The sequence below is a fragment of the Actinomycetes bacterium genome, assembly GCA_035506535.1.
In the GTDB taxonomy this organism is placed as follows: domain Bacteria; phylum Actinomycetota; class Actinomycetes; order DATJPE01; family DATJPE01; genus DATJPE01.
In genome coordinates this window covers 21,623-34,577 of the sequence record DATJPE010000101.1, presented here as the reverse complement: position 1 = coordinate 34,577, position 12,955 = coordinate 21,623, and the positions used below count along the sequence as shown (strand labels likewise).

Below are 12,955 nucleotides of genomic sequence, written 5' to 3'. Positions count from 1 at the left end.
GGGTCCGACGGCGTCCACGACCCCGACCACCTCGTGGCCCGGGGTGACCCCGGGCCGGCGCGGCGCCAGGTCCCCCTCCGCGAGGTGCAGGTCCGTGCGGCAGACCCCGCAGCAGCGGACGCGGACCCGGACCTGACCGGTGCCGGGCTCGGGCACCTCCCGCTCGACCCGGCGCAGCGGCCCGGAATCGATGGGGCGGGGTGAATCCACGACCCAGGCCAGCATCCGTTCCACGCCCCTACCCTGCCCGACGCGGATCGGCACCGTCAGCAGGGGCTCGGGCCGGGGGCGCGGAGGAACCGGTCGATCCGGACGCGCGGAGCGCCCGCCGGGCCGACCGCGCGGGAGTAAGTTCGTCAGTCGGAGATCGTTGGTCGCGCGCGGCAACGTGCGGCCACCGAGTGGGCTGGAAGCGAGGGCGAGAGCGATGGCGGACGCGACGACCGACGTGAGGCACACCCTTGGGGAGGCGGCTGCACGGCAGCTGTCCACGACCACGAAGACCGCCCCGCAGTGGTCAGGCATCACGCCCCGATGGTTGGTCAGCCTGCTGCCGTGGGTCCCGGTCGAGGCGGGTGTCTACCGCGTCAACAAGGTCAAGGACGCGGAAGCGGGCGCTGCGGACGTGGAGTGCAGCCCGGAGCAGGAGGAGGAGCTGCCCGAGACGTTCGTCGACTACGAGAAGGAACCGCGGGAGTACGTGCTCAATGCCGTGACGACGGTGCTGGACGTCCAGACCCGGGTGTCGGATCTCTTCAGCTCGCCCCACGACCAGATTCGCGAACAGCTGCGCCTCACGATCGAGAAGATCAAGGAGCGCCAGGAGGGGGAGCTGGTCAACAACACGGACTACGGGCTGCTGAACCAGGTGGTCGACTCCCAGAAGGTAGCCACCCGTACCGGCCCTCCGACGCCGGACGACTTCGACGAGCTGATCTCGCTCGTGTGGAAGCAGCCGAGCTTCTTCCTGGCCCATCCGAGGGCGGTCGCCGCCTTCGGACGAGAGTGCACGCGCCGGGGCGTCCCACCGGCGACGGTGAACCTGTTCGGAGCCCAGTTCCTCACCTGGCGCGGACTGCCCGTCATCCCCTGCGACAAGCTCGACGTGACGGACAAGGGCAGGACGAACGTCCTGCTGCTGCGCACCGGGGCCGAGAAGCAGGGCGTCGTCGGACTGTTCCAGCCGGGTGTCCCCGGAGAGGTCACTCCCAGTCTGTCGGTCCGCTTCATGGGCATCGACCACAAGGCCATCGCGTCGTACCTGGTGTCGCTGTACTGCTCGGCGGCGGTGCACACCCACGACGCCATTGGCGCGCTGACCGACGTCGACGTCACGAACTACCATGAGTACAAGTGACGTCGTCGGTGACGGCGTGCCGACGGATGGCGAGGGGCCGGCGGTCGGGCTGCCGGACGTCGCGACGCTGACCGCCCTGGCCAACGAGTTCTTCCGCGCCCTGCCCGACGGCGCCACCGTCGCTCCCTCGGCGGCACCCGGCAACCTGCCCCCACCCGCTCCCCTGTCGCCGCCCTCGCCGTCGCTTCGCAGCCAACCCGCACCCCCGACGTCCGCGGCCACCGCGAGCGCACCCCTCCCGGGACCGCTGGTGTCACCTGTGCCGGTCCCGGACGCGCCCTACCTCACTGAGCTCCCCCCACCGCTGGGCGTCGCGTCCTTCACCACGCTGCCGTCGCTCCCACCCGGCGTCCCGGCTCCTCCGGACCTCGTCGCGCTGCTGAGCCTGGCCGACGGCCCTGCCACCGCCGACCCACCTGCCGCGGAGGTTCCGCAGCCCCTCGCCTCGTCGGTACCGACCGCCTCGCACGACGTCGCGACGACCCCGGCGTTCGAGCAGCCCGCCGGCTCCCCCGTGCCGATGCCCGACGAGGTGCAGCTGGCTCAGGTGCCGACCACCCTGGGTGCGGTGATGGGTTTCGTCGCGGCCGTGCCGTTCATGCCCGTCGTGCCCTCGGCCACGCCCGACGCCGCCGAGCCCAGCTCCCTCGAGGGTGTCCCCGATCCGCTGGCCGTCCCGGTCTCGGCACAGCCGGCCGTGGCGTACCCGATGGACGAGGCCGGCTCCGCCCTGGCGAGCCCGGTCCGGTCCGCCGATCTCCAGATCTCGGAGAGCTCACTCGGCTTCCACCCGGACCTGGTGCCCACGCTGGAGCGCGCGCCGGGACCCTTCGACCCGCACCTGGTGCGTGGTGACTTCCCGATCCTGCGCACCCAGGTGCACGGCAAGCGGCTGGTGTGGCTGGACAACGCGGCGACGACCCAGAAGCCGCAGGCCGTGATCGACCGCCTGTCGCACTTCTACGAGCACGAGAACTCCAACATCCACCGTGCCGCGCACGTCCTTGCGGCACGCGCCACCGACGCCTACGAGGCGGCGCGGGACAAGGTCCGGCGCTTCCTCAACGCACCCTCCGACGAGGAGGTCGTCTTCGTCCGGGGGACGACGGAGGGCATCAACCTCGTCGCCCAGAGCTGGGGGATCGCCAACCTCGACCGAGGCGACGAGGTCCTCATCACCTGGCTCGAGCACCACGCGAACATCGTGCCCTGGCAACAGGTCTGCGCCCGGACCGGAGCGGTCCTGCGAGTTGCTCCCGTCGACGACACGGGCCAGGTGGTGCTCTCCGAGTACCAGCGGCTCATCACGCCGAGGACCCGGCTGGTCGCCTTCACCCAGGTGTCCAACGCGCTGGGCACGATCACCCCGGCCGCTGCGATGATCGACATCGCCCACCGGCACGGCGTACCCGTCCTGCTCGACGGCGCCCAGTCGGTCTCGCACATGCCGACCGACGTGCAGGCACTCGACTGTGACTTCTTCGTGTTCTCCGGACACAAGGTCTTCGGCCCGACGGGCATCGGTGTCGTCTACGGCAAGAAGCGGCTGCTCGAGGACATGCCTCCCTGGCAGGGCGGGGGGAACATGATCGCTGACGTGACCTTCGAGCGGACGGTGTACCAGCACCCGCCGTCGAAGTTCGAGGCGGGCACCGGCAACATCGCCGACGCCGTGGGTCTCGGCGCGGCGCTGGACTACCTGAGCGGCATCGGTGTGGCCAACGTCGCGGCGTACGAGCACGAGCTCCTCGGCTATGCGACCGACGGCCTGCGTACCATCCCCGGCCTGCGCCTCATCGGGACGGCCGCTGACAAGGCCGGCGTCATCTCCTTCGTCCTCGACGGCTTCCGGACCGAGGACGTCGGCGCGGCGCTGGACCGCGAGGGCATCGCGGTGCGGGCCGGGCACCACTGCGCGCAGCCGATCCTGCGCCGCTTCGGCGTGGAGAGCACGGTGCGGCCTTCCCTCGCGCTGTACAACACGCCTGAGGACGTCGACTGCCTCGTGGAGGCACTTCGCAAGATCCAGGCCGGACGGCCCTAGCCCCCGGCGGAGCGGGCTCCCACGACACGCACGGGCAGGGAGGTCAGCGCGTTGGAGAAGTTGGACCGCACACGGCGCGGCGATCCGACGACCTCGAAGCGTTCGGTGCGCGCGAGGAGCTGCTCGAGCACGATGCGGATCTCGAGACGGGCGAGGTGCTCGCCGATGCACCGGTGGGGACCTCCCCGGCCGAACGCGACGTGGGGGTTGGGATCCCTCGTGACGTCGAAGGCGTCGGGGTCGGCGTAGACCTCCTCGTCACGGTTCGCCGACGTGAACCACACCACCACCTTGTCCCCCTCGGTGATGGACGTCCCGCCCAGGACGGTGTCGCGGGTCGCCGTACGCCTGAAGTGGTGCAAGGGGGTCGTGAAGCGCAGGACCTCCTCGACCGCCGAGTCGAGGCCGCGGGCGTCACCGCGGCGCACAGCGTCCCACTGCTCCGGGTTCTCGACGAACGCCTGCAACCCCAACGCGAGCGCCGATCTGGTCGTCTCGTTGCCGGCGACCACCAGGAGCAGGAACATCGCGTCCAGCTCCTTGCCGACCAGCGCCGGACCGCTGTTGTCCGACCGGACCAGGCGGGACATCAGGTCCGCGCCGGGGTCCGCCAGGTGTTGGCGGGCAAGCCACCGCGCGTAGTCGTGCATCTCGAGCGCCGCCGGGCTGCGAAAGGGCACCAGCCGGTACTGCTCGCTCGCCGGGCTGTCGAGCAGGACGTCGGCGATGTCGGGATCGGTGTTGCCGAACATCCGGTCACCCAGCTCGACCAGCCTGCGCTCGTCCCGCTCGGGGACGCCTAGGATGCGGCAGAGGACTCGGATCGGCACCTCGGTCGCGACATCGGGGACGAAGTCGAACTCGCCCTTCGGCAGGGCAGCGTCGAGCACCTCGGTGACGGTCTCCCGGACGAGCTGCTCGTAGTGGGAGACGCCGCGTCGGGTGAACTCGGGCGCGACCTTGCGCCGCAGCCTCGTGTGACCCGGCGGATCCATGTCGATCATCGACTTCCGTGCCTCGAGCGCGTCCGGTTCCAGGTCCTCCAGCGCCGAGGCACCCCGCTCCGAGGAGTAGGTCGCCGTGTCGCGCGACACCGCGACCACGTCGGCGTAGCGCGTCACCGACCAGAAGCCACGGCCGCTCCGCTCCGGGTTCCAGTGCACCGGCGCGCGTTCGCGCAGGAGACGGAACCAGTCGTAGGGCACGGCACGCTGGAAGGCGTCCTGGTCGGTGAGGTCGACGTCGGCGAGGCTGATCGCGGAGGTTGCCGTCACGGGGACACCCCGTGCCAGTCGGCGAGATGGGACCGGATGTGGCCGGGGACCGCCTCCGCGGGGTAGTAGCGGTCGTAGAAGTCCAGGTCAAGGTGATGGGCCTGGTACCAGACGGTGGTCAGGAAGGGGTCGATGGTCGCCGGGAAGCGGCCATAGGTGTCCCACACGTAGCGCACGAGGGTCTTGGTGGCCTCGATCGCCTCGTCGCTGGGGCGTGGGATGCGCTCCACGACACGCGGGTCGGTCCAGGGGACCCCGTCCGTGCGCCGGAAGATCCCATCTGCGCCCCATCGAAGGCCGACGACGAAGTCCACGGCGGCCTCGATGCTGGGGTGGTAGGGCGGCAGCGCCGCCTCGAAGATGCCGTCGAGGCCGATCGGGATCCACTCGCCCGGCCCGACCGGCGCGTCGTCCGGCACCTGCAGGAACCGGAATCCGAGGCCGCCCGCGTCGCCCTCGCCGCCGGCCTCGTGCCAGCGTGGGGTTCCGCCCATGGTGACCCGGCCCTTGCCCCCGGAGAACGGGAAGCCGCCGAGCCCCAGCGCCTGCGTGGCGAACCCGAGATTGGCCACGACCAGGCCGGACTCGACGCCGTTGGCGTCCACCATCTGCCAGCGCTCGAAGTCCGCGAGGTCGACCGGGTGGCTGTCGTCGAGGAAGCCGCTGCTCGCGAACGCGCGCAGCGGGTCGGCGCCCAGCCGCTTGTCGACGAGGTAGTACCCGTGCGGTCGGTCGAAGTACAGGAGCAGCGCCGAGATGGCCTGGCGCGTCACGTCCGCGACGGGGATGAACAGCGTCGACCCCGCCACGTTGACGAGCTGGTGGTTGAAGGCGAAGAGGTTGGGCCTGGCCCGAGGGACGTCCAGCCTGCCGTCCTGGAGGCGCACGGCTCCGCCGAGGTGGGCGAGGTTGTCCGCGGGCGTCTGGTTCTGCACGTACGTCGTGGGCCGGGCATCGCGTTGCGGCAGCACGTACACGCCCTCGTCGTTGGTCCAGAACACCTCGGTGGAGTGGTTGGCCAGAGGGCTGGGATAGGTCCGTCCCGTGAAGCTGCCGAGCTTGTCACCCCCCGTGGGGCGACCGTCGGCGTCGAGGAATGGCCACTCCTCTCGTACCACCCCGGTGATCCCGGTGGCAGCCGCCACGAGAACGGCCTCCTCCAGCCGCGACAGCGCCAGCGGCTCGTGCCGGGAGCGGTGTTCCAGCGGACCGCTGAGCGCCCCGCCCAGGGGAAAGCGCCTCGCCCGTCGGCTGAACAGCGCCTCCAGTGCGGGGAAGGACGTCGCCGCCTCGAGCGCCTCCACCGGCGGAACGGCCGATGCGGTCACCGGTTGCGCAAGTACCTGTCGCGCTCCCATTGCGTCACCTCCCGGCTGTACGCGCTCCACTCCGACTCAGCGAGCACGAGGAAGTCGTGAACCGCGTCCTCGCCCAGGATCTCCGCGATGCGCGAGTCCGCACGGGCGGCGTCGACCGCCTCACCCAGCGTCGCCGGGAGAGGCGGACCCCCGCCGGCGTACAGGTCGCCCGCCCGACGCGACGGGGGCTCGGCGGCGCTCTCGAGCCCGGCCACGACCGCGGCCAGAGCAGCGGCGACGGCCCAGTACGGGTTCGCGTCCGCGGCCGGGGTACGCAGCTCGATACGCGTCGCCTCAGGGGCTTCGATGAGCGAGCGGACCGCACCCGTTCTGTTGTCACCGCTCCAGCTCGCTGTCGTGGGTGCGAAGGACGCCACCGTGTAGCGCTTGTAGGAGTTGACCGTGGGCGCGCCGAACACGGTGATGCCGGGCAGGTGAGCGAGCAGGCCACCGATAGCGTGCCTCGCCGCCGCCGGCTCGACGAGGTCGTCAGAAGCGAACGCCGGCTTGCCGTCCCGCCACAACGACACGTGCAGGTGCTGGGACGACCCCGACCACTCGGAGAACGGCTTCGCCATGAACGTGGCCAGCTGGCCGGCACGGCGCGCTGCCTCCCGGACGGCGTACCGGAGCCGGAAGGCGTCGTCGGCCGCGGTCACCGCCTCCGCGTGATGCAGGTTGAGCTCGACCTGCGCGGGGGCGTATTCGGTGTGCACACCCTCGAGCGGGACGAAGCCGTGGACCGTGTCGACGATCTGCTCGAGCGCGGGATCGAGCTCGTTGGCCTTCTCCAGGGAGTAGCACTGCAGCAGCTGGGGCGGCAGCGTCCCGTCGGCCTGGAGCAGGAAGAACTCCAGCTCGACGCCGACGCGCGCGGAGAAGCCCAGTTCGGCCAGCCGACCGACCACCCGGCGCAGCACCTCGCGCGGAGACGTGCGCACCGGCTGCCCGTGGTGGTCGACGACATCAGCGATCACCTGGATGGTCCGCTTCCGCCAGGGAAGCGGTCTGGCCGTGGACAGGTCAGGAACCGCGAAGGCGTCCGGATATCCCGTCGAGGCGTTGCTCAGGCGCGCGTCGTCCACCACCTCCCCGACCAGATTCCACGCGAGGGCGGCGTCACAGAAGGTGAAGCCGCCGGCCGCGACGTGACCGAGGAAGCGACGCGCCGGGATCCGCTTGCCGAGCACGTGACCGCCCTGGTCCGGCCAGGCGACCTCCACCTCGTGGACCCAGCCGCGGTCGATGGCCTGCTCGAGAGGGACGTCCAGGTAGTCCGTCGCGAGCTCCCCGCCTGCGACCTGGGGCTCCGCAAAGGTGGTCATCGGGAGGACCCGTCGGGGCCGGCGGAGACCGTCTGAGTGCTCTCCGACAACGAGCCGATGTCCACGGCCGTGGCGGCGTCGAGGTCCACCGTGTCCCTAGCGCTGCTCTCGTCCGCCACCTCGTGCGCGTGCACGACGAGACTGCCCAGGCTCGCGGGGTCACGGTCGCTGCGGCGGCGGATGACCGCGTACCAGGCCAGGCCGACCAGAAGGAGGCCCAGGAAGACGTACGGCAGGATCGAGTACGGATAGGCCGGGACCGGGACGAGGTTCTTGTAGATGACGAACGCGATGCCGAGGATGCCGAGGATGCTCGTGATCCGCACGGCGGCGCTGGGCTGACCGATGCGCTTGAGGTAGCGCGGGGCCGCGAGGAGCACCAGGAGGTAGGCCAGCAGATAGCCGAACGTCGCGGCGGTGGCCACCCAGCCGAAGATGTCCAGGAGGTCGGCGCCGACGAGGACGAGCACCGCCGGGATGAGGAAGATGACCGGGGTGAGGATCGCCAGGGCGACGTGCGGGGTCTGATGGCGGTGATGGGCGTCCCCGAGCCGTACCGGGAGCACCTGCTCGCGGCCGAGGTTGAACAGCAGCCGCGACGCGGCGTTGAGGCTGGCCGTCGTGCACGCGAGAGCCGAAACGACGATGCCGAGATCGACGATGCTGCCGAGCCAGGACACGCCGGCCTGAGCGGCGAGGGCGTTCAGCGGGGATGAGGTCTCCGCGAGTGGTGTGGTGACGGACTTGTAGCCGAGCACCTGGATGTAGCTGGAGATGACGTAGAGGATCCCGGCACCGAGCACTGTCAGCAGGATCGCTCGGGGGACGGCGCGGAAGGGATGCCTGGCTTCGGCTCCGAGAGAGCTGGACGACTCGAAGCCGACGAAGGCCGCGGCCGCGAGCACCGCGGCGACCGAGATGTCGCTGATGGTCGAACCGTGTGCACGCAGCTGGGCACCGTCCACCGAGAAACCGACGTGGACAAGGGTCACGACGAGCACGGCCACGATGGCGATGAGGCTCGCAACCTCGAAGATGATGGCGGCTCGGGTCGACAGGCGCACGCCACGGAACGGGAAGTAGGCGCCGATCGCCGCGGCGAGCAGGAGGAGCAGCAGGGTAACCCCGGTCCCGCTGATGGTGACGCCGATCGAGTCGAGGAAGGCCCCGCCGTAGATGACGGCGCCCGTGGTCGTGGCCGCGGCGATCCCGAGGTAGCCGAGGACGAGCGCCCACGCCGCCGTGAATCCGGCAGTCGGGCCGAGCCCGCTCGCGGCGTACGTCGCCAGCGACCCGGTCGACGCGGCGCGGCGGGCGAACTGAGCCACGCTGTGACTGGCCAGCAGGACGATGACGGTGCCGATCACGAACGACCAGACTGTGCCGTCGCCGGCGATGAGATAGGCGACGGGGATGGTCCCGGCGATGGCGATGCTGGGGCCGGTCGCCGCCAGGGACTGGGCGAAGACTTCCAGGTGATTGAGGCTGCCGTGCGCGAGGTGATGGCGTCGATGGCGCTCGTGCAGCGTGTCGGAGGTCGGTTCGGCGAAAGTGGTCACGGTGAGTCCTTCGGGGCAGGGGTCACCCCGCGGAGCCGACCGGTCGGCCGTGGCGACGGGGTGACCTCGGGGACGGCGGGGAGGCGCCCACACGCGGGCGCGGCGACGCGGCTCGTTCAGCCAGAGGTCAGCGACACGGACGACAACACGCGCCGACCCGCGACACCGACGGTGTCGACGAGAGGCCCGGGCGAGCGGTCACGCAGGTGACGCTAGAGCGGAGAGCGACTGCGGGTCAACGTCATGAGACGGAAAAAGCGTTGTCCTGCAAAGATTTTGCCTCGTCGATGCAACGCCGGGACGCTGGTGTTTCCTCTTCGTGACATCGCGGCATTTGCTACTGGACGTCCCGACCTCAGACCTGCCCGAGCCGTTCGGTCATGACACCGCGAAGTGCCAAGGCCACCGCCGGGCGACTCATGGTCAGGGACCGGAACGCGTCGGTCGGCAGGGCCCACACGACGACCGGCTCGACGGCAGTGACCGTCGCCGTCCTGGCTCCCGCGCCCAGGACGGCGATCTCGCCGAAGAAGTCGCCCTGTCCCAGATCCCCGACCCGGCGGCCGCCCGCTGTCACCGTGACGCGGCCGGATGCGAGGACGTAGAACGCCCGGGCGTCCTCTCCCTCGGCCACGACCACGGATCCCCGCTCGTGGCGCTCGACGACAAAGCGTGAGGCCAACGTCGACAGCACCTCGTCGTCGAGGCCGTCGAACAGCGGCACGGCACCGAGCTCGGCGGACGTGACCACCATGACCTCCCCGACGACGAGTGCCGACAGGTATCCGCTCTCCGGTCCCCAGTATCGATCCCGCCCGCGCCCTACGACAGGAACCTCGGCGCCTGGTCCAGGACGGCTCGCGCCGCAGCGCGGCCCGACTCCACCATGCGGTCGAGCTGGTGGAACTCGAGCAGTCCCACACCGCGCGTGGACGGCGTCACGACCACCGCGCCGGCGGCCTGCGCCTGGGCGAGCGCTCGGCCGCTCCCGATGAAGATCGTGCGCATCAGGGTCTCGCCGAGCGTCGGCACCCTCACAGTGCCTGCCGTCTCTGAAGTGTCGCCGGATGCCGGCCGGGTCGGGGAGCCGCCGGTACCGATGTTGACGGCGAGGACCGGGCCCTCGTCGCGATCGGTGAGCAGGCGCACCGGGAGGTTGTCCAGGATCCCGCCGTCGGAGAGCAGGCGCGGCCCGTCACGTCGAGGGGGGAACAGCACCGGCAGCGACACCGACGCGAGCAGGGCGTCGACGACTCGCCCACGCCGCATGTCGTGCACGGTCCGCGCCTGCAGGTCGGTGCTGGTGCAGGCGAACCGCCTCGGGAGCTCCTCGATCGCGAGGTTGCCGAACCGGCGGTGCAGCGCGTGCTCCAGGCGCCGGCCCTTGGCCACCGACGCGACGGGGAGGGTGTAGTCGCTGAACGGCCGCCGCCGTACGAGCTCCTCGTAGCAGATGTCCTCGACTTCTTGGGCGCTGTGACCGCTGGCCCATAGAGCCGCGACCACGGCGCCCAGGCTCGCCCCGGCGACCCGGTCCACCTCGATCCCCGCCGCGCTCAGCTCGTGGAGCACGCCGATGTGTGCGAAGGCACGCGCACCTCCCCCCGCCATCACGACGCCGACCGAGCCGCCCCCGATACGGGCGGCCAGCCGGCGTAGGTCGCCCACGCCGGGTGGGGACTGCGTGCTCGTCACCGCCCACGCATCCGTCGCGGCTGCCCAGGCGCGGACCTGCGCCCCGGTGGCCGGGCGCGGGCCGACCAGCACGACGTCCGCACCGGTGCGCCCGAGCGGCGGTTCCGCCGGCGGCGGCGTGTCCGCGGGCGCCACGAGCACGAGGTGGTCGGCCTGTCTGACGCAGCGCCGCCACCACTCGCCCTCCGGATCCGTGGCGACGAGCATGACCCGCTCGTGCTCCGCCTCGGCCCGCTCCAATCCGTCCGGGGTCGCCGCGTCCAGCCGGAGCACCTCGACGAACCTCTCGAGGGCACCCCGCAGCGCCTCGGCCACCGCTGCGACCGGGGCCTCGGGGACGAGTCCGACAACGGCGACCACGCTCGGTCGAGGAGGACGACTGGAGCGCTCCGGGACGGCTCCGTCCTGGATCTGCTCGGCGAGCACGGTGGCGAGCGCGTCGAGAGCCGCCCGGTCCTCTCGGACCACTGAGTCGAAAGCGCCTCGGGACACACGCAGCAGCCGGCTGTCCCTGCGCGCCCTGATCGACGCCGACCGCCGGCCCCCGGTGAGCAGGGACAGCTCGCCGATCACGGCCCCGGCGCCGAGCTGGCGCAGCTGGACCGAACCCGTCGACACCTCGAGCCGACCCGTGACCAGCAGGTAGAAGTCGTCTGCAGGGTCGCCCTCGCGGAACAGCCACTCCCCCGCCGCCAGATGCACCTCGGTAGCGTCCGCCTCCAGCTGCTTGCGGACGTCTTCGGGCAAGCGGGACAGCAATCCGGTGGTGGTGACGCCCGCGCCGGCGGCTACCGCGGGCGACGCCGCGACGGGGAGCAGCACGCTCGGGAGTGAGCCGTCGTCCACCTCCTCGGCAGTGAGGTCCACCCGAACCCGGCCGAGGAGCCCGGCCAGCGCCGCGGTCATGACGAAACAGACCGACGAGAACACCCAGGCGTGACGCAATCCGTCGACGAGCGTCGTGGTAGAAGTCGCGCTAGGCGTCCCGACGATGATGACGAGGATCGCGATGCCCAAGGTGGCGCCCACCTGGCGCGCACTGGTGTTGACCGCCGACGCCGTCGCGAACCTGCCCCCGGGCACCGCGGCCAGCACCGCGCTGCCCAGCACGGGCAAGGTCGCTCCCACCCCTATGCCGCTGAGGATCTGGCCGGGGAGCCAGGTCGCCAGGAAGTCTGGCGTGACCGGCACCTGGGTGGCGTACCAGACATAGGCCAGTGCCCAGACGAGGGCGCCGGGCACGACGACCAACCGGTAGCCGCGGGTCTCCGCGACCCGACCCAGCGCGGCGGCGAGCAGCGCGGCGACGAGGGCACCGGGGACGACGGCCATGCCGGCGCGAAACACCGAGTAGCCCCAGACGTATTGCAGCCACAGGATGTTCGTCAGCAGGTAGGCGTAGAAGCCGGCGCCGGCCACGAGCGAGGACAGGTTGCCGACGGCGAAGGCCCGGATGCGCAGCAGGGTCGGGTCGAGCAGCGGCGTCGGATGGTTGCGGGAGCTGAGCACGAATCCGCCGAAGAAGGCCGCGGAGGCGAGCAAGCACGCCCAGACCTGCGCGCTGCCCCATCCCCAGTCACCGCTCTTGACCAGGCCGAGGGTGAGCAGACCGAGCGCGAGCGCCGAGAGAACCGCACCCCGCAGGTCGGGTCGGCGGCGACGGCCCGGGGCGCGGCTCTCGACGAGCAGCGACCGGCCCGCCCACGTCGCGGCGAGACCAACGGGGACGTTGACGAGGAAGGCCCAGCGCCAACCGCCGGCCTCCACGAGAGCTCCTCCGACAGGAGGTCCGAGCCCGGCGGCGAGCGCCGCCGATGCCCCCCAGAGCCCGATCGCGTGCGAGCGGCGCGCGGCGGGGAAGGCCTGGACGACCAGGGCGAGCGACGCCGGTACCAGGATCGCCGCCCCGAGGGCCTGGAACATCCGCGCACCCACCAGGAAGCCCACGGAGCCGGCGGCGGCGCACACGGCGGAGGAGAGGGTGAAGAGCAGCACCCCGACGGTGAACGCACGCCGTCGACCCACGAGGTCGGCCAGCCGTCCGGAGACGACGAGGAACGCGGCGAAGACGATGCTGTAGGCGTTCAGGATCCACGACAGCGAGGAGATCGAGGAGCCGGGCAACGACCGCTGAATGCTGGGGAAGGCGACGTTGACGATGGTCGCGTCCAGGAAGGCGAGGAACGCGCCGAAGGAGGCGACGAGCAGCACGGTGCGCTCGGAGATCCGCCCCCGTCCCCGTGTCAGCCGGCGCGTGGCGTCCCCGACCGTCATCGGTCTCCTCGACGTCGCGATCCTGTCTTTCGGATCAGCCTCGCACGGTGGAGCGCGACGCGCTCGACG

General features: G+C 71.3%; 9 protein-coding genes. 2 read left to right on the top strand and 7 right to left on the bottom strand.

The features are described 5' to 3' along the window. Positions 1-225: alcohol dehydrogenase catalytic domain-containing protein (locus VMI11_15960; GenBank protein ID HTY73895.1), on the bottom strand; the 225-nt coding region annotated here is incomplete at its 3' end. 202 nt (positions 226-427) lie between these two features. On the opposite strand from VMI11_15960, the gene VMI11_15955 reads away from it, so the two are divergent. Together VMI11_15955 and VMI11_15950 are read left to right on the top strand one after the other, a co-directional pair. Next, positions 428-1,357 carry a family 2A encapsulin nanocompartment shell protein gene (locus VMI11_15955; protein ID HTY73894.1) on the top strand — a complete coding sequence of 310 codons (930 nt, stop codon included), beginning with the start codon at positions 428-430 and terminating at the stop codon, positions 1,355-1,357. Next, the gene (locus VMI11_15950) at positions 1,344-3,401 is read left to right on the top strand and encodes a family 2A encapsulin nanocompartment cargo protein cysteine desulfurase (protein HTY73893.1); all 2,058 of its coding nucleotides are present in this window, start codon (positions 1,344-1,346) and stop codon (positions 3,399-3,401) included. The genes VMI11_15955 and VMI11_15950 overlap by 14 nt, the downstream gene beginning before the upstream one ends. Here the strand turns inward: VMI11_15950 and VMI11_15945 are convergent. The 6 genes from VMI11_15945 to VMI11_15920 form a co-directional block, all read right to left on the bottom strand. Next, a complete protein-coding gene (locus tag VMI11_15945) occupies positions 3,398-4,675 on the bottom strand; it encodes a cytochrome P450 (GenBank protein ID HTY73892.1) in 1,278 nt (425 codons plus the stop codon). The genes VMI11_15950 and VMI11_15945 overlap by 4 nt on opposite strands. After that, positions 4,672-6,003: a hypothetical protein gene (locus VMI11_15940; GenBank protein ID HTY73891.1), complete on the bottom strand. Its 1,332-nt coding sequence runs from the start codon at positions 6,001-6,003 to the stop codon at positions 4,672-4,674. Before VMI11_15940 ends, VMI11_15945 begins: the two co-directional genes overlap by 4 nt. After that, complete coding sequence (locus VMI11_15935; GenBank protein HTY73890.1) at positions 6,000-7,358, bottom strand: glutamine synthetase family protein; 1,359 nt, start codon at positions 7,356-7,358, stop codon at positions 6,000-6,002. Before VMI11_15935 ends, VMI11_15940 begins: the two co-directional genes overlap by 4 nt. After that, positions 7,355-8,917 carry an APC family permease gene (locus tag VMI11_15930; GenBank protein HTY73889.1) on the bottom strand — a complete coding sequence of 521 codons (1,563 nt, stop codon included), beginning with the start codon at positions 8,915-8,917 and terminating at the stop codon, positions 7,355-7,357. The genes VMI11_15935 and VMI11_15930 overlap by 4 nt, the downstream gene beginning before the upstream one ends. Positions 8,918-9,272: 355 nt before the next feature. Further along, positions 9,273-9,671, bottom strand: a complete 399-nt coding sequence (locus VMI11_15925; GenBank protein ID HTY73888.1) for a cyclic nucleotide-binding domain-containing protein — start codon at positions 9,669-9,671, stop codon at positions 9,273-9,275. 68 nt (positions 9,672-9,739) lie between these two features. Further along, positions 9,740-12,886 (bottom strand): DHA2 family efflux MFS transporter permease subunit, encoded by a 3,147-nt coding sequence (locus tag VMI11_15920; GenBank protein HTY73887.1) that lies wholly within the window; start codon positions 12,884-12,886, stop codon positions 9,740-9,742. Positions 12,887-12,955: the final 69 nt, after the last annotated feature.

What these genes read in the sequence shown, in the direction of transcription:
- VMI11_15935 (HTY73890.1), bottom strand. Translation starts at nt 7,358, where the DNA reads ATGACCACCTTTGCGGAGCCCCAGGTCGCAGGCGGGGAGCTCGCGACG.
- VMI11_15920 (HTY73887.1), bottom strand. Translation starts at nt 12,886, where the DNA reads ATGACGGTCGGGGACGCCACGCGCCGGCTGACACGGGGACGGGGGCGG.
- VMI11_15925 (HTY73888.1), bottom strand. Translation starts at nt 9,671, where the DNA reads ATGGTGGTCACGTCCGCCGAGCTCGGTGCCGTGCCGCTGTTCGACGGC.
- VMI11_15950 (HTY73893.1), top strand. Translation starts at nt 1,344, where the DNA reads ATGAGTACAAGTGACGTCGTCGGTGACGGCGTGCCGACGGATGGCGAG.
- VMI11_15955 (HTY73894.1), top strand. Translation starts at nt 428, where the DNA reads ATGGCGGACGCGACGACCGACGTGAGGCACACCCTTGGGGAGGCGGCT.